This window comes from Streptomyces sp. RKAG337 (genome assembly GCF_023701715.1).
Lineage (GTDB): Bacteria > Actinomycetota > Actinomycetes > Streptomycetales > Streptomycetaceae > Actinacidiphila.
In genome coordinates this window covers 6,727,735-6,749,306 of the sequence record NZ_JAJOZA010000001.1, presented here as the reverse complement: position 1 = coordinate 6,749,306, position 21,572 = coordinate 6,727,735, and the positions used below count along the sequence as shown (strand labels likewise).

Here is a 21,572-nt window from a genome sequence, read left to right as displayed (position 1 = left end):
TGATCCGCCGGAGGCGCGTCACAACCCGGCGGGGACCGCCGTGCGCATCGTCGCGTTGAGGTCGAGCAGCTCGGTGTAGGCCCGCGAACAGGAATCGCAGTCCGCCAGATGCCGCGCCAGGTCACGGCTGCGGACAGCGCCGCTGCGCCGTATCGCCGCACCGATCATGGCACTGAAGTGACGGCACCGTTCGTCGCCCACACTGTCGACATGCGCGTGCAGATAGGCCTCGCGCAGCCCCTCACGGGCCCGGAACGCCAACGACGTGACACCACTCGGAGTGATGCCCAGCAGCGCGGCGACCTCCGGCAGGGAATCGTTCTCCACGAGCGTGTGCCACAGAACGGCCTGCCAGCGCTCGGGCAGCGTGTTGAAACTGCGCACGAGCAACTGGCGGTCCTCGCTGGCCAGCAGATGCTGCTGCGGATCGGTACCGGCCGCCGACTGCTGCCACCACGACTCGAAGTCCGCCGTCAGCAGCGCCTTGCGGTCACCCGCACCCCACTCGATGGCCGTATGACGCACGACCGTCAGCAGATACGGCCGCCAGGCCCCCTGCGGACCGGCCCCGGAACGCACCGCCTGGAACGTGCGGATGAACGCCTCCGACACCAGGTCCTCGGCGTCGTGCGAGTCACGGCAGCACCGGTGCGCGTACGCGAGCGCGGCCTCACGGTGCCTGCGGTAGAGGATGTCACCCGCGGCCGGGTTGGCGGTGCCTGAGCCGTAGCCGTCCTTGAGCTGCCGGGTGAGCTCCTCGTCGGAGGGCACGGTGTCCTGCGCCACCGTGCGTTCCCGGTCGTTCGCGGCTTCGCGAGAGCCCAGCACTGCCACCTCGCACAATCGAGCGACTACGGAGTTCTTTCCGGATGCGGCCCCGGCTCCGTAGTCGTGTTCCGTGGGACGTGCGCCGAACCGTAGTCGTTCCACAGCCGTCGCACAGGTCGGTCGGCAGGATTGTGGCACGACATGGCGGTGGCCCCGGAGTCGGCTCCGGGGCCATCGCCCGTCTCGGGGCCGGGCGGGGGCATGGGGAGCGCCCTGCCCCGAGGGTTCTAGCGGAGGAAACCGCTCCGGGCCGGCCCGGACACGGTCCCTCCCCACACCATCAGCACCTGCGGCCGCTGTTCACGCAGTTCACCGCCTGCCGCATCAGCCGGTCCGACATCGCGTCGACGAAGTCACCGTGGTCCGTCACCGGCTTGTGCAGCTGCTCGGGGAAACTGTCCACGGCGATCCGGGCGCCCTGCGGGACGCTGTAGGTGATCCGCTCCACCAGCTGCGGAATCGCTTTGAACCCCTTGCCGCACGCACCGTTACGGTCCGCGAAGGCGACATGGGTCCGGTGGTTGGCACTGTCGATGTTCTTGCCGTCCCAGCAGCTCTGGAAGGTGAACGTACGCACCACGTCACTGCCCTGCGGGCAGATCGGGTACTTGTCCTTCAGCTGGCGGTTCTCGAACCCGGTGCAGCTCCACGAAGCGTTCGCGTTGGCCGTGCCGTTCGTGAAGGCCTTGGCATCGCCCGTGATGATCCGCAGGAAACGCGGCATCGCGGTCACCCGGCTGACGGCGCTGCCGTCGAAGCGGATCGTGGCGGTCTTCGGCTGCAGGATCGTGCCGACGTTGGCGTCCTGGCCGCCGCCCGGGGCGTTGACGTCCGGGCCCTGCCCGGCGTTCTGCACCCGCAGCACGGGCCAGTAGTAGGCCGACTGGTCCCCGTTGCTGCAGGTCGTGCCCGCCGCCGCGAGGGAGTTGTTGGTGGAGAACGCGTCCGTGGTCTTGTTGCCCACGTAGTCGTGCATGTGGTGGGCGCCGTTGCTCACACCCGGAGCGACGATGACATTGTCCGGGTTGAGGTGCTTGTCCGCGTTGACCCCGCACTTCGAGGTGAAGGAACCGGTCGACCCGCCGGCACGGGCACGGGGCTTCCACACGTTCGGCCGGACCTTGGTGATGTCGACGAAGTCGGCCTTCGACGGGCCCTTGCCCTGCTTCTTGCTCTGGTCCTGCACCGCCTGGTTCTGAACGGCCTGATTCTGCCCGTCCTGCTGGCCCTCGACGGCGACGGCGTCATCCTGACCGCCGCCCCCGGTGTCACCGGGCTTCACATCGGTGGCCTTCATCTCACACGCACTCAACTCGTCCAGACCCGAAGGCGGCTGGGCCACCTGGGAGATCGCGTCGTCGATCTTCGCGATCGTGCCGCTGCGCTTCTGCTGCAGCTCACTGAGCGACGTGTCCTTGTTCCACTGCCCGGCGGAGAGCTGCTTGTACGAGTCCGCGACCTGAGCGTCGAGCTGCGCCAGATTCTTGTCGACCTCCGGCTTGGCCTCGTCGGGAACGTCACGCAGCTTGTCCCCCACATCGGGACAGGCGATCGTGGCCGCCCCCGCCTGCTCGGTCTTCGCCGAATCCTGCCGCGAGTTGCCGGCGGACGCGTTGGCGGCGACGAACGCGACCCCGCCCGCGCCCAACACCAGCGCGGTCATCACCGCGACGGTCTTGTTCGGCAGGCGGGAGCGTTTATGGTCCTTTTTGCTCATGAGATCACTTCACTTCACTTCGTTGTAGCGGAGTCGAAGCGGAAGCCGTGACGGTGACCGCTGGCTTCCCGGAGGGCGAGGAGGCCCCGTCGGCGAGCGCGCCGAAATCGACGAGCCCGGTTTCCTCGAGAACCGAGATGTGGTCGAGGACCACGGTGTTGGCCCTGCTGGCCAGGGAGCGGACCATGGAGTTACGGGTCTGCCCCCGAACCTGCGCCACGAGCGCGAACACCTTCCCGTGCGCGCGGCGCAGAAGATTGACCCAGATCCGGTCGTACTGGGCCCCGGTGGCGGCATCCATCTGGGCGAGCCAGCCCTGCTGGTCCGAGTTCGGCTGGTTGGGCAGATCGATGTGGAGCGCCTGGCCCACCTGGAGCACGCGCGCATCCAACTCGGCGTGCCCGTCGATGAGATGCAGCCCCGCGGTCCTGACCGATTCCTGCGTACCGCGCTGCTGCGCCTGATGGCCCGCGGGCCCCTCCCACAGCCCGGCGAGCCGGACCCTACGGACGAAATCCCGGTCCAGCGGGGTCAGCGGCCCGTACTGCGTGTTCACGATCCCGAGGCCGTCGTCCGTGAACGGAGGAGCGGCCGCCGCGGAATTCTGACCGCCGAACTTCTGCATGGGGATCAGCAGCGCCACGAGCGTCACCGCGAGGGCACCGATGACGAGGACGGTTCCCGTGGTGTACCGGAAACCGACGGACGCGCCGAGGGCGGGTCGCCGGACGAATGTCCGCACAATGCCTCCTTGCGCTCTGCCGGGAGGAGGGTGCCGACGCGGAGGATCCGCACCGACATGCGGTGGGCACCGCCTTCCCGGGGTGCCACCGGACGCTAGTGCCGGATGTGGCACTCCTGTTGAGGGATCATCACCATTGGATAAACATCGGAGCCGTACCCGGAATCACTGGTACCGTTCCGTACCCGCATGTGACCGGCCCGCGGCCTCGGCGCAACCATGCCCGGAACGCAGCGGACCGGCGGGAACGGCGATCGCGAGAATCGCCCTTCCCACCGGCCGGCGGCCGTGCTCGGCTGCAGTACTCGGCTCCTCAGCTCCTCAGCTCTGTGTGTAGCTGAAGTGCGGAGTGTCGTACTGCGGACCGTTCTTCTCGTAGGTGAACCAGTAGCTGATGACCGCGCCCGCGGAAAGCTGACTGACGGTCTGCGTCCAGGTACCCGCGTTGTTGGCCATCCGGAAGTTCTGCTGACCCGCCCCGTTGACCAGATAGTGCACGTCCACGTACTGCGCGGCCGTGGTCGGCGTGAAGGAGATCCGCGCCTGAGTGGCATTGATCCGGGTCGCACTCGCCGAGTAGTCGGGTGACGAGGTGCCGCCGCCCGTGGTCCCACCGGTGGTGGTGCCGCCGGTCGTCGTCCCGCCGGTGGTGGTTCCCCCGGTGGTCGTCCCGCCGGTCGTCGTCCCACCGTTGGTGGTGCCCCCGGTCGTGGTGCCCCCGCCGTTGGTCTGGTAGACACCGAACCAGTCGATACTCATACCGGCGCCCGACGTGATGTCCGCCGAGGGCGAGGTACAGCCACAGACCTTGTTCGGGTACGAACCGCCGATCGCCACATCGAAGATGGCGAAGAACCCGTGGTCGACGGCCGCCTGCCACGTACCGGTCGACACCTGGTTCTGATTGACCTGATACGTCAGATTGCCGTCGAGGTAGAACCGCAGCTGCTCGGCGGCGGCGTTGGTACGGTCCACGATCACCGAGTACGTGTGGAACCCGGTCTGGCAGCCGCCGCACGCCTGCAGACCGCTGCTGATGCCGTCCGGGTCATGGCACTCACCGGCCCAGACACCGCAGTGGAAGGTGGTCGAGTGCTGACTCAGCGCGTTGACGTCCTCCATGATGTCCAGCTCGCCGATGTTCGGCCAGTTGGTCGCACCCACCGGGCGGGCCGCGGCGCCCATCGCCCAGAACGCCGGCCAGTAACCCAGTCCGTGCGCCGGGTTGGGCTGCTGGATGGAAGCGCTGATCTGCAGCTGACCGCCGGCCGGGGCGGCGAAGTCGGTGCGCTGGGTCTCGATCCGGCCGGAGGTCCAGTGCCCGCCGGCGTCCTTGATCGGCTTGATCACCAGGTGTCCCGCACCGTCCTGGTAGACGTTGGCCGTCGAATCGGTCGCCGTCTCCAGTTCACCGGTCCCCCAGTTCGCCGCCGCACCCGGATAGTTGTAGTTGGTACCGATGTCGTAGAGCCAGTTGGCCCTGTTGAGACCGCTGCCCGACGCGCCGCTGAAGTCGTCACTGAAGACCGTGGTCCAGCCGGCCGGAGGAGCAGGCGCCGCGGCGGCCGACCCGCCCGACACGGACAGGCCCAGCGCGTCGGCGACCAGCAGGAGCAGAGCACTGAAGACAGTGAGCGGAACACGCCGCATACGGCGCGCGGCACTCGACGCGGATTCGGGCGGGACGTTTCTTCTCATGGGCGGTCATGGCCTTTCTGCAGAGCTGCGAGACGTACGCGGGGTACGAGAGGTGCGGATGGATTCCGGGGCGGCGAGGTCAGCTGAAGGGATCGAGAAGGAGTGCTGCGACGTACAGGGCGGGCGTCGTGGGGGTGAAGGTGATCCGCGCCTGACCGGAACCGGTGGCGGTGACGCTCTGGGTGTAGTCGGACGGGCCGGCCGCCGCGCTCCCCGCGACGGCGGTGAGACCGAACAGTCCCGCGAGTACCAGGACGACGGCGGAGACGAGTGCGGTGGCGCCGCTGCTCCAGCGCCGTCGGGGCCGATCACGGCGCGGAAGTGGGGTTCTGCGCATCGGAAACTGGTATCCCTTCTTCTGTTCACGAAGCGAAAGGGAAGTACTGGTCCGGGCAGGTCGCGCTTACACCTCACAGCCGAAGGCAAGCGATCATCCCCGGGGATGCCTTCGAACCAACGATGTGAGAGCGCTCTCAACCAACAGGATCGTGTTGGATTCTTAGCGCACGACGTGTCCGCGTCAAGAAGTTGAACAAGATCCACTTAACGACCAGGACATATACCGGTGACGAAGGGAGCTTCCCCCCTCCCCTGCCGGAGGTTTGGGGTTTTCCTCGGGGCGGCAAAACAAGCCACAGGGCTTGTTATTACTCGACCACCCGCCCTACTGCCTGTGCTTCCGTCGACCGCTTCAGCGCCCGTGCTCCCGCCGGCCGAGCAGTGCGAGGGCCGCCTGGACGGTGCCGAGCAGCGTCTCCGCGTCGGCTCCGCCGCGCGACCGCAGGTTCACGCCGTAGGCGAGCAGCGCCAGCGTCTCGGCGGCGGCGTCCGGGGAAACCCCCGGGGCGAGCTGCCCCTGACGGCCGGCGATCTCAACTTCCGTGCGCAGCGCGTCCCGCAGCAGCCGGTGGTGTTCGTCCAGCAGGGCGCGGACCGCGGGATCGCCGCCCTCGGGGCCGATGTGGGCGTTGACGACCATGCAGCCCCAGCCCGCGTACTCGCCGGAGCAGCGCGCCTCGATCAGGCCGGCGAAGAAGTCCCGCACGGCGGGCAGGCCCCGCCCGTCCTCCCCCAGTTCCCGGAACGCCGGCTGCGCGCGATGGAGCAGATAGCGGCGCAGGGCGGCGAGATAGAGCTCCCGCTTGTCGCCGAAGGTGGTGTACAGACTGGACCGGCTGAGGCCCGTCGCGGTGGCGACGGCCTGGATCGACGCCTTGTCCGAGCCGTGCTGCCAGAACAGCCGCTCGACGCGCTCCAGTGCCGCGTCCGGATCGAAGTGCTTGATGTCGGGCATCGCTCGCCGCTCCCGAGTACTTGGAATGGTGATTCCAAGATAGCTCTTGACGCGCGAACCGACCCGCCATCATCCTGGAACGGTTGTTCCAAGATATGTTCCGACTCCCCCGCACAGAGAGAGGACGGCGATCGTGAGCCTTCAGGACGAGCTGCGCGACCTGCGTGACCTGTACGAGAACGGACCCCGGAAACTTCACCCCGAGCTGCTCGAGATCATGGACCGGGGCGGATCCGAGCTCGCCGCGTCCGGCCTGGCCGAGCGCGCCCTGGGCCCGGGTGCGCGGGCTCCGCGGTTCACCCTTCCGGCAGCCGACGGCGAGCAGATCGCGCTGGACGCCCTGCTCGCCGAAGGACCCGTGGTCCTCACCTTCTACCGCGGCGCGTGGTGCCCGTACTGCAACCTCGCCCTGCGCTCCCTGCAACTGCACCAGGACGCCATCACCGCCCGCGGCGCCCGCCTGGTGGCCGTCTCGCCGCAGATCCCGGACGAGACCCTTTCCCTCACCGGGAAGGAGCAACTCACCTTCACCGTTCTCAGCGACCTCGGCTCCGACGTCGCCCAGCGGTTCGGCATCGCGTTCGACCTCTCCGACGAACTGGGCGAGGTGTACGACCGGTTCGGTTTCGAGCTCCAGCGGGTCAACGGCGGCCATGCCCGCACCCTGCCGCTGCCCGCCACCTACGTCATCGACCGCTCCGGCGTCATCCGCTGGGCCTTCGTCAGGTCCGACTACACCGTGCGCGCCGAACCCGCCGACATCCTGGCCGCACTCGACGCCCTGGACCCGCTCGGCTGAGGGCGCCCGTCCCGGGCGGTCGACTATGAGTGGCGGGGCCCGATGATCACCCATAGCTTCGAACCGGCGGGCGCACGCTCTTCACGGGCGAGGACTGCGGCCCGCCGTCGAACGTCCCTCGGATCCGTCGCCGAGCCCGGCGCTGTTACGGGAGGACCATCCTGGAGAGCGGGTTCCGGTCATGGCTGCGCGACGGTTTCATCAACTGGTGGGCACTGCTGTCGGCGTCGCCGCCGTAGGGCTGGCGGCGGCGCCGCCCGTTCAGGCGGAGAGCGTACTTCTCGTCAGCAAGGGTCAGTCGATCCAAGAAGCGGTGGACCGGGCGAAACCCGGGGACACGGTCCTGGTGCTGCCGGGCACCTACCAGCAGAGCGTTCGGGTCACGGTCCCGCATCTCACGATCCGCGGGTCCGGCGACCGGACGGTGATCACTCCTCCGGCCGTACCGGGTGGCAACGCCTGCGCCGCGGGGGGTTACGGGATCTGCGTCACCGGAACGGCGGACCAGCCGGTCGCGGGTGTGAGCATCGAGTCGCTGGCGGTCTCCGGGTTCACGAAGCACGCGATCAACGCGTCCGACACCGACCGGCTGAGCGTGCGTTTCGTGCTCGCCCAGGACAACGGCCAGTACGGCATCAGCGTGGAGAAGTCGACCCGCGCCCGGCTGTCCATGAACCGGGCACGGAACAACGGGCAGGCCGGCATCTTCATGGCGAACCTGACCAGCGGAGAAGGCGGCGCCCTGGACACCGAGAGCGCGATGATCAGCGGCAACGACGTCTCCGGGAACCGGATCGGCGTCGTCGCACGGCGGGTCCGCAATCTGACGGTCGAGAACAACACGATGACCGGGAACTGCGGCGGTGTGTTCGTCGTGGGGGACGAGGGGACGCCGAGGGCCGGAGCCCTCAGCGTCCGTCTCAACAAGGTGGTGGCGAACAACAAGTTCTGCCCGGCGAACAGCCGGCTGCCGGTCATCCAGGGCTCCGGAATCGTCCTGACCGGCGTGGAGAACACGACCGTGGAGCTGAACAGGATCACCGACAACGTCGGGACCTCGCCGCTGTCCGGCGGCGTCGTGCTGTTCCCGAGCTTCACGGGCGGTCCCAACTCCGGGAACACCGTCAAGGACAACACGGCGCTCCGCAACGGTCCGGCCGATCTGTCCGACCGGGACACCGGCCTCGGCAACACCTTCAACGGAAACCACTGTCTGGTCTCAGCACCGGCGGGCCGCTGCTGACCGAGTGGTCCGCCGCGCCGCGTCCGACACCCTTCCGATCCCCAGGAGAGGCAGCCCCATGACGACCACACCTTCCACCGCACCCGCCCCGACGGCACCCGCGTCCGCCATCACCCCGCACGCCGGCATGCGCCTGCGGGAACTCGTGTTCGGCGCCGCCTGCGCCGCGGCCGTCCGCGCCGCGGCCCGGCTGAGGGTCGCGGACGCCCTGGGCGACACCCCCACGACCGTCGAGGAACTGGCCCAGGAGGTCAACGCGGAGCCCAAGCCGCTGCGCCGGCTGCTCCGCGCGCTGTCGTGCTACGGGCTGTTCGCGGAGACGGAGGACGGCCGCTTCACGCACACCGAGATGTCGCGGCTGCTGCGCGAGGACTCCCCCGACAGCCTCCGGTACATCTCGCTGTGGTGCACGGAGCCGTGGACCTGGGACGCATGGCCGCTGCTCGACGACGCGGTCCGGTCCGGCAAGGACGTCTTCCCCGAGCTGTACGGCAAGAACTTCTTCGACTACCTGCACACCGACGCGAGCGAGTCGGCCGTGGTGTTCGACCGGGCGATGTCGTCGTCCAGCCGGCAGTCCGCCGAGGACCTCGCCGAGTTCGTCGACCTCACCGGGGTGTCGAGCGTCGCGGACATCGGCGGCGGCCAGGGGCTGGCGCTCGCCTGTCTGCTGGAGAAGAACCCGGAGCTGAGCGGGACCCTGCTCGACCTCCCCAAGGTGATCGCGAACGCGGACCCGCGACTGCGGGACGGCGGGCCGCTGGCCGGGCGGGTCCGGCTCGTCCCGGGCGACTGCCGCAACGAGATCCCCGTCCAGGCGGACCTGTACATCATCAAGAACATCCTGGAGTGGGACGACGCCAGCACCCGCGCCACCCTGGCCAACATCGTCAGGGCCGCGCGCCCCGGCGCCCGGGTGCTGGTCGTCGAGAACCTGGTCGACGACAGCCCGTCGATGCGGTTCACCACCGCCATGGACCTGCTGCTGCTCCTCAACGTCGGGGGCGCGAAGCACTCCAAGGTCAGCATGGCCGCCCTGATGGAGGAGGCCGGGCTTTCGGTCGGCGAGATCCGCCCGGTCAACCCCTACCTGCACGCGTTCGAGGCCGTCGTCCCCGTCTAAGGGGTCGTCACCGTCACGACGCACTGTGCGCCACGCTCCTCAGGGAACGTGGCGCACAGTGCGTCGTGCGGTGCGGTCCGGTCAGCCGACCGGGGCGGACTCCTTGCTCGCGTCGCCGTCCCGGTCGGCCGCCTCGGCGGTCATCGCGCCGACCAGCCCGGTGGTGTGCAGCGCCGCCTGGAACAGCGGGTGGGCCAGCGTCCTGCGCAGGAAGCCGAGCGTGGTGTGCACACCGGGTCCACTCACCCGGAACTCGCTGAGCGCGCGGTCCATTCTGGCCAGGGCCTGCTCGCGGTCCGGCGCCCACACGGCCGCCTTCGCCAGCAGCGAGTCGTAGTCGGGCCCGACCAGCCAGCCCGGGTAGGCGTGCGTGTCGACCCGTACGAACGGGCCGCCGGGCGGCACGAACTCGGAGAGCAGCCCGGGGGTGGGCGAGAACGCGTTGTCGGGGTTCTCGGCGTTGACGCGGCACTCGACGGCCACGCCGCGCAGGGTGATGTCGCTCTGCCGGAACGACAGCGGCAGTCCTGCGGCCACCGATATCTGTTCGCGGACGATGTCGATCCCGGTGACCAGTTCGGTGACCGGGTGCTCCACCTGGAGACGGCAGTTGATCTCCATCAGATAGAACCGGTCGTCCGGCGTCACGACGAACTCGAACGTGCCGGCCCCGACGAAACCCACCGCCGTGGCCCCGTGGACGGCGGCCGCCAGCATCGCCTCGCGCAGCTCCCGCGGCAGCCCGGTGGCCGGCGCCTCCTCGATGAGCTTCTGGTGCCGGCGCTGCACCGAGCAGTCGCGCTCGCCCAGGTGGACGGCGTTGCCGTGCCGGTCGCACAGCACCTGGACCTCGATGTGTCGGGCGTCGTCGACGAACCGTTCGAGATAGATCCGGTCGTCGCCGAAGACCGCCCGGGCGTGGGCGCGGGTCTCGTTGTAGGCGAGGCGGAGGTCGTCGGCGGAGCGCACCACGGCCATCCCGCGGCCGCCACCGCCCGCGACGGCCTTGAGGATCACCGGGTAACCGACCTGCCGGGCGAGCTCCTTGGCCTCGGCAGGCGAGGTCAGCGCGTCCATGCTGCCGGGCAGCACCGGCAGTCCGGCCTGCGCCATCAGGGAGCGGGCCGCCGCCTTGTCGCCGAGCTGCTGCATGACCTGCGGGGGCGGCCCGATGAAGACGATGTCGTGCGCTTCGCAGATCTCGGCGAAGTCGGGGTCCTCGGAGAGGAAGCCGTACCCGGGGTGGATGGCCTGCGCACCGGTCTGCAGCGCCGCCTCGATGACGGCGGGAACGCTGAGGTAGCTGCCCTTGGCGGGCGGCGCGCCGATGTGCACGGCCTCGTCCGCGAACCGCACGACCGCGGAGTCGCGGTCCGCGGTGGAGTACACCGCGACCGTACGGATGCCCATTTCGCGGCAGGTGCGGGCCACCCGCAGGGCGATCTCCCCGCGGTTGGCGATCAGGACGGTGGAGAACACGGGCTTCACCTCGACGGCCCGGCGACGGCCGCCGGCGCACGGCCCGCGCCCATGTCCGCACCCGCTTCGGCTTCCGCACCTACCGGTTCCAGGGCGATGAGTTGCTGATCGAACTCCACCGGCTGCCCGTTCGGCGCGAGCACCTCGGTCACCCGGCCGCCGACCTCCGCCGTGATGGTGCTCATCAGCTTCATCGCCTCCAGGACGCCGACCGGCTGACCCGGTGTGACCACATCGCCGACGCCCACGTACGGCGGCGCGTCCGGAGAGCTCGCGTGGTAGAACGTGCCGACCATGGGCGCCCGGACGTAGTCCAGCGCCTCGCCGTCCCCGGCGGGCGCGGCGCCGGATTCCGGGGCGGCGACCTGAGCGCCGGCGGCCGGCGCCGGACGGCTCAGGGCCGCCGGGTCCGGCCACTCGACCTCGACGGTGATCTGGCCGTCCTGCATCCGGATGCGGGACGGCGGATGGGCGGTGGTCGCGCTCAGCCGCACGACACTGCGGCACACCGCGTCGAGCACCGCTCCGGCCGGCAGGGCGGAGTCCGGTGCGGGCGGTACAGGCGGTGCGCCCGGTACGTGGTCGTCGGCCGGGGGGTTCGATTCGCTGCTGTTCCGCTGCTCGTGGTCCGGCTTCACAGCGCACCTCTTTCCACGCTCAGGTTGTGTGCGGTGCCGAAGCGGTGGAATCGGCTGCTGCGGTCGCGCAGCAGGCGCTCCGGCTCCCAGGGGTCCAGTTCGTTCAGCGCCGCGGTCAGCGCCGCGCCCAGCAGGGTGGCGGACCGCGGGTGGTCGGTGTGCGCGCCGCCGGGCGGTTCCGGCACGACGCCGTCGACGATGCCGAGTTCGAGCAGCTGCCGAGCGTCGACGCGCAGGGCCTCGGCGGCGGTCGGCGCCGCCGCGGCGTCCTTCCAGAGGATGGCGGAGCAGCCCTCCGGGCTGATCACCGAGTAGATGCCGTTGGCGCTGATGAGCACCCGGTCCGCGACGGCCAGCGCCAGCGCGCCGCCGCTGCCGCCCTCGCCGGTGACGACGGCCACGATCGGCACCGGCAGCCGGGCCATCAGCCGCAGGTTCGCCGCGATGGCACCGGCCTGGCCGGTGCGTTCCGCGTCGGGGCCCGGGTTGGCGCCGGGGGTGTCGATCAGCGTGATGACGGGCAGTCCGAGCTTCGCGGCCATCCGCATCAGCCGGGCCGCCTTGCGGTACCCGCCCGGGTTCGGCATCCCGAACTTGCGGCGCTTGCGCTCCACGAGTCCGGTGCCGCCTTTCTGATGGCCGATCAGCATGACGGGCCGGCCGTTCAGCAGCCCCGGGCCGCCGACCACCGCCGCGCAGTCCTCCGCGATGCGGTCGCCGTGCAGCTCGTGGAAGCCGTCCAGCAGATGGGCGGCGTAGTCCAGCGTCGTGGGGCGGTCCGGGTGACGGGCGAGTTGCACCGTCGCCCATGAGTCGCCGCCGGTCAGTTCCTCCGGCCGGCGCAGGATGGCTCCGCTGCCGGTGGCTGTGGCGGCGGGAGCGGCGCTCACCGGCGCGTCCGGTTCCGGGTCCGCGGCAGGTTCCGGGTCCGCTGCCGGTTGCAGCGCGAGGAGCTGGCCGAGCGTCGCCCGCAGTGCGGCCCGCGGCACGACGTCGTCGACCAGCCCGTGGCTCAGCAGGAACTCCGCAGTCTGGAAGCCCTCCGGGAGCGTCTCGCCGGTGGTGTGTTCGATCACCCGCGGCCCGGCGAAGCCCAGCCGCGCCCCGGGCTCGGCGATGATCACGTCGGCGAGGGTCGCGAACGAGGCGGCAACGCCGCCGTAGGTCGGGTCGGTGATGAGCGAGACGACCAGGATCCCGGCCTCGTCCAGCTCGGCCAGGGCATTGGTGGTCTTCGCCATCTGCATCAACGACAGCACGCCCTCCTGCATCCGCGCGCCGCCGGAGGCGGTGACGAGCAGCAGGGGGACGCGCATCCGCAGACTGGTGTGCGCCGCGGCCGTGATCAGCGCGCCCTCGCCGCAGCCGAGGCTGCCGCCGAGAAAGCCGAAGTCCATGGCGGCGACCACCACCGGCCGGCCCTCGATGGTGCCGCGTGCGCAGAGCACCGCCGTCCGCTGTCCGGTCGCCGCCCGCGCGTCCACCAGCCGGTCGACGTACGGGCGGGTGTCGGAGAAGCCCAGCGGGTCCGGTACGCACTCGACCGGGTCCAGCGGTACCGCGGTACCGGCGTCGAGCAGGTGCTCCAGCCGTTGCCGTGCGGTGAGCCGGGTGTGGGAACCGCAGTCGGGGCACACCTTGAGTGCCCGGGTGAAGCGTTTGGCGTAGATCAGCGTGACGCAGCTGTCGCACCGCACCCACGCCGGGGGCTCGGCGTTGTGGGGAATCTCGACCTCGACCATGGAGGTGGTGTCCTTCCGGCCTGCCGTGCAGGGCTCGAACGTCCGGGCGACGCAACGGGCCCGGGGCCGGAATCCGGCCCCAGGCCACTCCGCCCTAATCGGCGTCGCTGCGCTCCCAGCGGTAGAACTCGCGGGCCATCGCGTCCTTCGGCTCGCGCCAGGTGGCCGGGTCGTACGCCTGGACGTGCGCGGCGAGGCGGTCGCTGACGTCCCGGAACTCCGGATGGCCCTTGAACCGGGCCACTTCGGGGCCGGGCGGCCGGTCCGCCTCGATCAGGTGCAGGTACAGGTCGCCGAACTGGAACAGGCTGCGCCCGGTCACACCGATGAGGCGCGGCAGCTCCCCGCGGTCGGAGGAGGCGAAGGCCTCGGCGATGTCGGGGGCGGCGTCGGTCCTCATACGGGCGACGATGAGCGAACGGTGCATCGGGGTGGTCCCTTCGGGTCGGAGCGGGGTCGGTCAGACGACCCGGGCGTGCTGCTCGACCTGCTCGCGGATGCGTTCCATCTGGATCAGCGAGTTGCGGTTGATGTGGTCGGTCATGCCCGCGTCGTCGACCGGCGCGGTGGGCTTCATCGCGAAGTCCTGCAGCCAGCGCATGGACGTGCCGTCCGGCACCTCCCGGTACTCCCAGCGGATGTTCATGTGCTCGAAGGGACCGGTCTCCACCCGGCGGGCCCGCACGGTGAACGTCTTCGGGTCGGCTTCCCGCTCCGAGACCCAGCTCCAGACCGTGCCGTTCTCGTCGGGGTGCATCGTCAGCCGGAAGGTGACGGTGTCGCCCTGGCGCTCGAGCACGTCGACGGACGCGTACTCGCTGAACAGCTGCGGCCAGCGTTCGAGGTCGTTGGTGAGTTCCCAGGTGAGGTCCAGGGGCGCGTTGATGACGATCTCGTTGTCGGTGTGTCCGGTCATGTCAGGCTCCGAGGGTGAGTTGGGCGTTGACGCTCTGCAGGAAGGAGTGCGGGGTCTTGCACGAGTCGGCTTCGTCGCCGATCTGCCGGCCGTAGCGGTTCTCCAGCTCGGAGACGATGCCGAGCAAACCGAGGGAGTCGAGGTTGAACTCCTCGAAGGTCGCCTCGGGCCGGTTCTCCATCTCGCCCGGGTCGACGGACAGGCCGGCGCGGCCCCTCATCAGGGACGCGAGCTCATCGAACGTGACAGGTCCGTTCATCACTGGTTTCTCCTTGGCTCGGGGGAAAAGCTCCGGGGAACAGCGGTCGGGGACACGGGAACGGCGGCCGGTACGCGCCGTTCCCGTCAGCGCCGGTCGTCGGGAACGCGGCGCAGCACCAGGGCCGAGTTGCAGCCCATCAGGCCCCGGCTCAGGACGAGGGCCGTGCGCAGGTCGGCGGCGCGGGCCTCGCCGGTGACGAGGTCGAGGTCGTGGCGGACCTCGGTGATGTTGGGGGTGGGGGGCACCACGCCGTGCTCCAGGGCGAGTACCGCGGTGGCGACGTCCAGTGCCGAGGCCGCCGAGTAGGCCCGGCCGAAGCCGGTCTTCGGGGCGGTGACGGGGACGTTCGCGGCGTGCGGGCCGAGGGCGTCGGCGATGGCCAGCGCCTCGGCCTGGTCGGCCGCGGTCACCCCGAGGGCATCGGCGAAGACCACGTCGATGTCCTCGGCGGAGCAGCCCGCCTCGTCCAGTGCGCCCTGGATCGCCCGCGCCAGCCCCGGCCGGGAGTGCTCCCAGCCCGCGGTGCCGGTGAACGTGGCGGCGTGTCCCGCGACCACGGCCCGGACCGGGGCGCCGCGGCGGCGCGCCGCGGCCTCCTCCTCGACCACGAACATCGCGCCGCCTTCCGCGGGCGAGAATCCGCAGGCGTCGTCGGTGAACGGCAGATAGGCCCGGTGCGGGTCCCCGGCGAGACTGAGCTCGGGGTAGCCGAGCTGGCAGACGACCGAGTAGGGGGCCAGCGGCGCCTCGGTGGCGCCGACGACGACGGCGTCGGTACCCCGCCGGATCGTGCGGCAGGCGTGCCCGAACGCGTCGAGGCCGCCGGCCTCGTCGTTGGCGAGCACTCCGCAGGGTCCCTGGAAGCCGCCCCGGATGGAGATCTGGCCGGTGCTCGCGGCGTAGAACCAGGCGATGGACTGGTACGGCCCGACGAAGTTCGGGCCCTGGCCCCACAGCTGCTGCAGTTCGCCCTGGCCGAACTCACCGCCGCCGGAGCCGGCCGCGGTCACCACGCCGATGGCGAACGGCGACCGCGGGTCGTGCTCCAGCTGGGCGTCGCTGAGGGCGAGATCGGCCGCTGCCATCGCGAAGTGCGTGAAGCGGTCGGTCTGGACCAGATAGCGGCCTTCGACCAGGAGGGCCGGGTCGAACCCGGCGACCTCTCCGGCGACCCGCAGCGGCAGCTCGGTGCAGCCCTCGCGGGTGACCGGGCCGAGCACGGACACGCCCTGCTGGACGGCCTTCCAGAAGGCGTCGGTCCCGACGCCGTTCGGCGCGATGACGCCGAGGCCGGTCACCACGGTCTGCCGGCCGGCGGTGCTCCGATCCGGTGACGTTCTTTTCATGACGGGCTCCTCTCCGCGTGCCCGAGCACCACGGCGGACTGGAAGCCGCCGAAGCCGCTGCCGACCGACAGCACGGACCGCAGCGGTGCGGTGCGCGCGGTCCGCGGCACGTAGTCGAGATCGCAGTCGGGGTCGGGGGTGTCGTAGTTCGCGGTCGGCGGCACCACCCCGTGGGTCAGCGCCAGGGCGCAGGCGGCGAGTTCGATCGCCCCGATCGCGCCGAGCGAGTGCCCGACCATCGACTTGATCGAGCTCATCGGTACGGTGTGCGCGTGCGCGCCCAGGGAGCGCTTCACGGCCGCCGTCTCGTGCCGGTCGTTCTGCACGGTGCCCGAGCCGTGCGCGTTGACGTAGTCGATCTCGGTCCGGTCGATACGGGCCTGGTCCAGCGCCTGGTCGATGGCGTGGGACATCTCCAGGCCCTCGGTGGTGAGACCGGTCATGTGGTAGGCGTTGCCGAACGTGGCGAAGCCCCGCAGCTCGCAGTAGATCCGGGCGCCGCGCTTCCGCGCGTGCTCCCATTCCTCCAGGAGCAGTACGGCCGCGCCCTCGCCCAGCACGAATCCGTCGCGTTCCGCGTCGAAGGGACGGGAGGCGTGGGCGGGGTCGTCGTTGCGGGTGGAGGTCGCCTTGATCGCGTCGAAGCAGGCCACCGTGATCGGGGAGATCGGTGAGTCCGCGGCCCCGGCGACGATCACGTCGGCCTTGCCGTCCTGGATGGCGTGGAAGGCATGGCCCACCGCGTCCAGCCCTGACGTGCAGCCCGTCGAGACCGTCTGGACCGGGCCCTTCGCGCCGAGGTCCTCGGCCACTTCCGAGGCGAGCGCGCTCGGCGAGAAGGCCCGGTGCAGATGCGGTCCCGCACCGTCGGGCCGTACGTCCCAGCGACCGCCCGAGTCGCTGACCTTCACGTAGTCGTGTTCGAGGCGGGTGGTACCGCCGACGGCCGATCCGAGGGAGGCCCCGACCCGCCAGGGGTCCTGGGCCTCCATGTCGAGCCCCGAGTCCCGGACCGCTTCGCGGGCGGCGACCAGCGCGAACTGGACGTACCGGTCGGCGCGCTTCTCGAGGTCCGGGCCGAGACCGCAGGCGGCGGCATCGAAGTCGACCTCCGCGGCGATCCTGGAGCGGAAGCCCTCGGGGTCGAACAGCGTGATGCCCCGGGTCGCGGTGCGCCCGGCGGTGAGCAGGTCCCAGAAGGCAGGCACCCCCACACCGCCGGGGGCGACCACGCCCAGTCCGGTGACCGCCACCCGCCGGGTCACGTCCTCGCCCCCGCGGGGTCGGGGGAGCCATCGTTCCGGCCTGGACGTGCTCGGTCTCCTCGGTGTCCACATGGCCCATTTCCGGCCGGGGCGCGAGCGGCCCCAGGTGGAAGACCATCCGCGCCTCTTCGGTGCCCACGTTGCGGAACCGGTGCCGGACGTCGAGCGGAACCAGCAGCCCCTGGTCGGGGCGCAGCGAGTGGCTGACGCCGTCCAGGTCCACTTCGAGCGAGCCCGAGACGACGTAGACGAACTCCTCGGAGTACGGGTGGTAGTGCTCCGCGATCTGCTCACCGGGCTGGATGATCGCCAGCCCCATGAAGCCGCTCGTGGCGCCCACGGACGTCGGGGTGAGGACGGCGCGGATGTCGCCGCCACGCCGGGTGTTGGGGCTGGTGTCGTCGAGGTGGACGATACGTGCCTGCTGAGGTGTCATGGCCGCTCCTTGGTCGGTGCCGTCCGGTTGCGGAGCCGGACGTGCTGGGGGTTTCAGGCGGCCTGCGCCCGGCGGTCGGTGATGAGGTCCATCGCCGGGACTCCGTACGAGAGTTCACCGGCGGCGGACGGGTCGTGGTGCTTGCCGAGGTCGAGCAGCCGGTTCAGCTCCTCGGGCACGACGTCCGCGAGCTCGCCGGCCGGCGAGCGCCGCTGCTGCTCCGCCAGGTCGACGACGCGGACGAGGACGTCGTCGCGGTGGAAGACCGTGCTGCCCACGAGCCGCTGCCCGGGGTCCGCGGCAGCGGCCGCGTCCAGCTCGGCGAGCAGGCGGGCCGCCTCCTCGCCACGGCCGGGCTTGACCGGGTAGAAGTACGCCCGGCGGGTGACACCGTCGTCCGGAGCGGCTTCCGCGCCGGTGACGTGCTCGACGGCGGGGAGCGCCGCGCGGGCGAAGAAGGCACGGGCGGACGACCCGTCGGTGAGGTCCCGGGCCTCCTCCAGATACGGGTTGATCGCTTCCTCGACGGCCCTGACCTCGGGCTGGGCGGCGACGTGCCGCAGCGCGTTGCCCAGGTCGCCCGTCACCTCGACGGCCCGCACGACGCGGTTGCCGTGCATGAAGAGCGAGGTGCGGCGCAGCTGCGTGGTGTCGTCGACGCGTGCCTGCGGCGAGCGGTAGCCGGCCAGGATCTTGGCCACGGCCGGCTCGCTGCCGGGCTTCACGGTGAAGGTGATCGCGTGGCGGACGACGCCGCCCGAGCACAACGGCGGTGCCGGCAGCGGGTCGGTGCCGGCGGCGCGCGAGGCGGCGGTCTTCCCCTTGGCGGGGCCGGGCCGGGCCGCACGCCGCTCCGGGCGGGCGGGGGCGTCCAGCGGGTCGGGGGTCTCCCGGGCGATCACGAAGCGCAGGGACGTGGTGTCCCGGACGCAGCCGTGCAGCGGTTCGACCATCTTGCGGTGGGCCGCGCTCTCCACCCAGGCCAGGAAGGGCTCGCTGCCCTCCCATTCGCTGGTGATGAGCCATTGGGACGAATTTCCGAGCGACTGGCAGAGCTGGTCGCTGACGTGGCCCGGTACTCCGGCCACCTGGTGCCTGATCTCCTCGTACGCCTCCAGGAAGCGTTCCTGTCGGCCGTCGAGGACATCCAGCAGGAGTACGACGCGCAGTCGCGTGGTCTCCAGGGTGGGATCCGCTATGCGCCGGTCGTCCAGAGTCGTCACCGTGATCGTTCCTCTCTGTCGGGGGACGGGCGTACCGCCCGCCACGGAATGCGGCTTCGATGACGGGTCGGGAAAACTCCGACACCCCTGCCGACTGCCGCAGGCCTTGCCCTCTGCATATGCACCAGGCGTGCTCGGCTACGGCCGATGCTCACATAACGGCATGAATCGCGCACGGTACGTGAGGCGGGCGAGTGACTTCCCGGTCAACAGGCTCCCGACAGGGAAAGGAGGAACGCAGCCGAACGGCCGTCACCAACCCGTGGCGGACCGGCTCCGCACAACCTCTCTGGAGACCTCATGACGTCGAAGATCGACGATCGCGTGCCCGTCCTGATCGTTGGTGGCTCCCTGGTGGGGCTGTCCGCCTCGCTGTTCCTGGGCCGGCTCGGCATCGAGCACGTCCTCGTGGAACGGCACGCGCAGACCTCCCACCATCCCCGCGGCCGGGGCAACAACGTCCGCACGATGGAACTGTTCCGGGCGGCGGGGGTGGAACCGCTGATCCGCGAGGCCGCCTCCGTGCTGGCGGAGAACCACGGCATCCTGCAGGCCGACACACTGACCGGCTCGGAGCAGGAGTGGCTGTTCAAGCAGATCGACCCCGGCGGGGCGCTGGCCAAGTTCAGCCCGTCGGGCTGGTGCCTGTGCAGCCAGAACGACCTGGAGCCGGTGCTGCTGCGCAGCGCCCGCGACCTGGGCGGCGACATCCGCTTCGGCACCGAGCTGATCTCGGCCGAGCAGGACGCCGAAGGAGTGACGGCGGTGGTCCGATCCCGTGAGACGGGTGAGGACCGGACGATCCGGGCGGACTACCTCGTCGCCGCGGACGGGCCGCGCAGCCCGGTGCGCGAGCGGCTCGGCATCGGGATGACCGGGGCCGGCGACCTGTTCCACAACGTGAGCATCACGTTCAAGGCCAAGCGGCTGGCCGACGCGGTCGGCGACCGGCGCTTCATCGTCTGCTACCTGACGAACCCCGAGAGCCCCGGTGCGCTGCTGCCCGTCGACAACGACGAGAACTGGGTGTTCCACGCCCCCTGGCGCCCGGACGACGGCGAGACGCTGGAGGACTTCACCGACCAGCGGTGCGAGGCGCTGATCCGCACCGCGGTCGGCGTGCCCGACCTCGAGGTGGAGGTCACCGGAAAGGCGCCGTGGCATGCCGCCGAGCGGGTGGCCGAGCGCTACGGCACCGGCCGGATCTTCCTGGCCGGCGACTCGGCGCACGAGATGTCCCCGACCGGGGCGTTCGGCTCCAACACCGGCATCCAGGACGCGCACAACCTCGCCTGGAAGCTCGCCGCGGTGCTGCGCGGCTGGGCGGGCCCCGGGCTGCTGGAGACGTACGACGCCGAGCGGCGGCCGGTGGCGCTGGCCACCGGCGCGCGGGCCTCGACCCGTTCCGCCGAACACCGCCACCCGGGTTACGACGTCAGCCCCGGCGCCGGCCGGAAGCCCGGGATGCTCGCGGTGGTGCTGGGCTACCGCTACCTCGACGGCGCGGTGGTGGGCGCCCCGCAGGACCAGCCGGCCGTCCCTGAGGAGTTCCGTCCGCTGGCCCAGCCGGGCGGCCGGGCCCCGCACATGTGGCTGAGCCAGGAGGGCCGCCGGCTCTCCACCCTCGACCTGTACGAGCGGACCCCGGTACTGCTCAGCGGTCCCGGCGGCGGCGCCTGGCACCAGGCCGGCCTGAGCATCGCCGGGCGCACCGGCATCCCGCTGGCCTGCTACCAGGTGGGTCCGGACGAGAACCACGACCTCGTTCCCGAAGAGGGCGCCGACTGGGCGCAGTTGCACGGGGCGGAGAACGACGGAGCGGTCCTGGTCCGCCCCGACGGGTTCATCGCGTGGCGGTCGCGGACCGCGGACGCGAACGCGGAGCGGACGCTGCAGGACGTGCTGGAGAAGGTACTGGGCGGCGTTCCCGGCAACGGATGACGGCTGCCACCGGAGCGGGCCGCGCGGACGCCGCGCGGCCCGCTCCGCCGTGTCACGCCCTGTGGCGCCGCACTTCCGCGCGTTCCGGCCCGCGTTCCGGGGTGCGGTCCGGGGTGCTGATGCCCCGTCGGGGTGAGACACCGTCAGCCCGGTCGGGCACCGCTCCCCCACGGCCGGCACCACCCGAAGAGAGCACTCCGTCACCCGTTGTGCTCTCTCCGGTGGCACAACCTCGGCATATGACTGACGGTGATGACGTCGCTACTGCGCTTCCTATGGCTGATGCCCTGTCAGCCAGCGCACGTCGCGGCGGAAGGAACCTTCCCATGCGCACTGCTCGCACCCTGCTGGCCGGAGCAACCCTCTCCGCTGTCCTCGCCATCGCCGCTCCCTCCGCCCACGCCGCCACGGGTGCCCACAACGCATACGACCCGAGCGGCTCCTCCAGCTCCAGCGACAGCTGGTCCCCCTCCGAGGAGGGCACCAAGTCCGAGCAGGGCACCAAGTCCGAGGACGGCTGGAAGGGCCAGGAGGCCAAGAAGGGCGCCAAGTCCGAGGAAGGGTGGAAGGGCGAGGAGGCCAAGAAGCCGCACGGTGGCATGCACACCGGCGGTGGCGGCATGGCCCTGTCGGGCGGTGGCCTGGCCGCCGGTTCCGTTCTGCTGCTCGGTGGCCTCGGCGCCGGCGCCTTCGTCCTGCGCCGCCGCAACGCCTCCGCCGGCGCCGGCCTCGCGGCCTGATCCGACGCACGTTCCGCACCACGCTGTTCCGTCGTTGCCACCGTCGTCCCACGATGACGGTGGCAGCGCCGGTTCCGGGCCCGGCCCGGTGCCCCGCACGCGGGCAGCAGAACCACGAACCGCAGAACAGAGCTGACGAA

The 21,572-nt window shown here is 70.8% G+C and carries 20 protein-coding genes and 1 pseudogene; 5 read left to right on the top strand and 16 right to left on the bottom strand.

From position 1 onward, the window contains the following. Nucleotides 1-18: 18 nt before the first annotated feature. The 6 genes from LNW73_RS29940 to LNW73_RS29915 form a co-directional block, all read right to left on the bottom strand. Nucleotides 19-828: an RNA polymerase sigma factor gene (locus LNW73_RS29940; protein ID WP_250992045.1), complete on the bottom strand. Its 810-nt coding sequence runs from the start codon at nucleotides 826-828 to the stop codon at nucleotides 19-21. Nucleotides 829-1,108: 280 nt separating this feature from the next. Beyond that, nucleotides 1,109-2,545 carry a DUF1996 domain-containing protein gene (locus LNW73_RS29935; RefSeq protein WP_250992044.1) on the bottom strand — a complete coding sequence of 479 codons (1,437 nt, stop codon included), beginning with the start codon at nucleotides 2,543-2,545 and terminating at the stop codon, nucleotides 1,109-1,111. A gap of 4 nt (nucleotides 2,546-2,549) precedes the next feature. Beyond that, a complete protein-coding gene (locus tag LNW73_RS29930; protein WP_250992043.1) occupies nucleotides 2,550-3,287 on the bottom strand; it encodes a DUF4142 domain-containing protein in 738 nt (245 codons plus the stop codon). 321 nt (nucleotides 3,288-3,608) lie between these two features. After that, the gene (locus tag LNW73_RS29925) at nucleotides 3,609-4,985 is read right to left on the bottom strand and encodes a glycoside hydrolase family 16 protein (protein ID WP_250992042.1); all 1,377 of its coding nucleotides are present in this window, start codon (nucleotides 4,983-4,985) and stop codon (nucleotides 3,609-3,611) included. A gap of 79 nt (nucleotides 4,986-5,064) precedes the next feature. After that, entirely contained in the window at nucleotides 5,065-5,322 is a 258-nt protein-coding gene (locus tag LNW73_RS29920) for a hypothetical protein (protein WP_250992041.1), read from the bottom strand. A 354-nt stretch (nucleotides 5,323-5,676) separates the two neighbouring features. Further along, entirely contained in the window at nucleotides 5,677-6,279 is a 603-nt protein-coding gene (locus tag LNW73_RS29915; protein WP_250992040.1) for a TetR/AcrR family transcriptional regulator, read from the bottom strand. Nucleotides 6,280-6,412: 133 nt separating this feature from the next. Here LNW73_RS29915 and LNW73_RS29910 point away from each other — a divergent pair, with 133 nt between their 5' ends. The 3 genes from LNW73_RS29910 (at nucleotide 6,413) to LNW73_RS29900 (ending at nucleotide 9,444) form a co-directional block, all read left to right on the top strand. Further along, entirely contained in the window at nucleotides 6,413-7,078 is a 666-nt protein-coding gene (locus LNW73_RS29910; protein WP_250992039.1) for a peroxiredoxin-like family protein, read from the top strand. A 181-nt stretch (nucleotides 7,079-7,259) separates the two neighbouring features. Next, nucleotides 7,260-8,321: a right-handed parallel beta-helix repeat-containing protein gene (locus LNW73_RS29905; RefSeq protein ID WP_250992038.1), complete on the top strand. Its 1,062-nt coding sequence runs from the start codon at nucleotides 7,260-7,262 to the stop codon at nucleotides 8,319-8,321. Nucleotides 8,322-8,379: 58 nt separating this feature from the next. Further along, entirely contained in the window at nucleotides 8,380-9,444 is a 1,065-nt protein-coding gene (locus tag LNW73_RS29900) for a methyltransferase (RefSeq protein WP_374118223.1), read from the top strand. 81 nt (nucleotides 9,445-9,525) lie between these two features. On the opposite strand, the gene LNW73_RS29895 is transcribed toward LNW73_RS29900, so the two are convergent. The 10 genes and pseudogenes from LNW73_RS29895 to LNW73_RS29855 all read right to left on the bottom strand — a co-directional run bounded on the left by LNW73_RS29895 (nucleotide 9,526) and on the right by LNW73_RS29855 (nucleotide 18,751). Continuing rightward, the gene (locus tag LNW73_RS29895) at nucleotides 9,526-10,923 is read right to left on the bottom strand and encodes an acetyl-CoA carboxylase biotin carboxylase subunit (protein ID WP_250992037.1); all 1,398 of its coding nucleotides are present in this window, start codon (nucleotides 10,921-10,923) and stop codon (nucleotides 9,526-9,528) included. A gap of 5 nt (nucleotides 10,924-10,928) precedes the next feature. Continuing rightward, the gene (locus LNW73_RS36490; protein ID WP_250992036.1) at nucleotides 10,929-11,561 is read right to left on the bottom strand and encodes an acetyl-CoA carboxylase biotin carboxyl carrier protein; all 633 of its coding nucleotides are present in this window, start codon (nucleotides 11,559-11,561) and stop codon (nucleotides 10,929-10,931) included. After that, entirely contained in the window at nucleotides 11,558-13,303 is a 1,746-nt protein-coding gene (accA, locus tag LNW73_RS29885; RefSeq protein WP_250992035.1) for an acetyl-CoA carboxylase carboxyl transferase subunit alpha, read from the bottom strand. The genes LNW73_RS36490 and accA overlap by 4 nt, the downstream gene beginning before the upstream one ends. Before the next feature lie 94 nt (nucleotides 13,304-13,397). Then, nucleotides 13,398-13,730, bottom strand: coding sequence for a TcmI family type II polyketide cyclase (locus LNW73_RS29880; RefSeq protein WP_250974609.1), 333 nt, complete (start codon nucleotides 13,728-13,730; stop codon nucleotides 13,398-13,400). 33 nt (nucleotides 13,731-13,763) lie between these two features. Beyond that, a complete protein-coding gene (locus LNW73_RS29875; RefSeq protein ID WP_250974610.1) occupies nucleotides 13,764-14,219 on the bottom strand; it encodes an SRPBCC family protein in 456 nt (151 codons plus the stop codon). A gap of 1 nt (nucleotide 14,220) precedes the next feature. Continuing rightward, nucleotides 14,221-14,478, bottom strand: a complete 258-nt coding sequence (locus LNW73_RS29870) for an acyl carrier protein (protein ID WP_250974611.1) — start codon at nucleotides 14,476-14,478, stop codon at nucleotides 14,221-14,223. Between the two features lie 86 nt (nucleotides 14,479-14,564). Then, the gene (locus tag LNW73_RS29865; RefSeq protein ID WP_250992034.1) at nucleotides 14,565-15,827 is read right to left on the bottom strand and encodes a beta-ketoacyl synthase N-terminal-like domain-containing protein; all 1,263 of its coding nucleotides are present in this window, start codon (nucleotides 15,825-15,827) and stop codon (nucleotides 14,565-14,567) included. Continuing rightward, nucleotides 15,824-17,092 carry a beta-ketoacyl-[acyl-carrier-protein] synthase family protein gene (locus LNW73_RS29860; protein ID WP_250992033.1) on the bottom strand — a complete coding sequence of 423 codons (1,269 nt, stop codon included), beginning with the start codon at nucleotides 17,090-17,092 and terminating at the stop codon, nucleotides 15,824-15,826. Before LNW73_RS29860 ends, LNW73_RS29865 begins: the two co-directional genes overlap by 4 nt. Before the next feature lie 121 nt (nucleotides 17,093-17,213). Continuing rightward, nucleotides 17,214-17,411: pseudogene (locus LNW73_RS36740) on the bottom strand (cupin domain-containing protein); the annotation flags it as partial. Between the two features lie 170 nt (nucleotides 17,412-17,581). Further along, nucleotides 17,582-18,751, bottom strand: coding sequence for a SchA/CurD-like domain-containing protein (locus tag LNW73_RS29855; RefSeq protein ID WP_250992032.1), 1,170 nt, complete (start codon nucleotides 18,749-18,751; stop codon nucleotides 17,582-17,584). 300 nt (nucleotides 18,752-19,051) lie between these two features. Between LNW73_RS29855 and LNW73_RS29850 the strand changes: the two genes are divergently transcribed. Both LNW73_RS29850 and LNW73_RS29845 read left to right on the top strand, forming a co-directional pair. Further along, nucleotides 19,052-20,692, top strand: a complete 1,641-nt coding sequence (locus LNW73_RS29850) for an FAD-dependent oxidoreductase (protein ID WP_250992031.1) — start codon at nucleotides 19,052-19,054, stop codon at nucleotides 20,690-20,692. 326 nt (nucleotides 20,693-21,018) lie between these two features. Next, the gene (locus LNW73_RS29845; RefSeq protein ID WP_250974617.1) at nucleotides 21,019-21,432 is read left to right on the top strand and encodes a hypothetical protein; all 414 of its coding nucleotides are present in this window, start codon (nucleotides 21,019-21,021) and stop codon (nucleotides 21,430-21,432) included. Nucleotides 21,433-21,572: the final 140 nt, after the last annotated feature.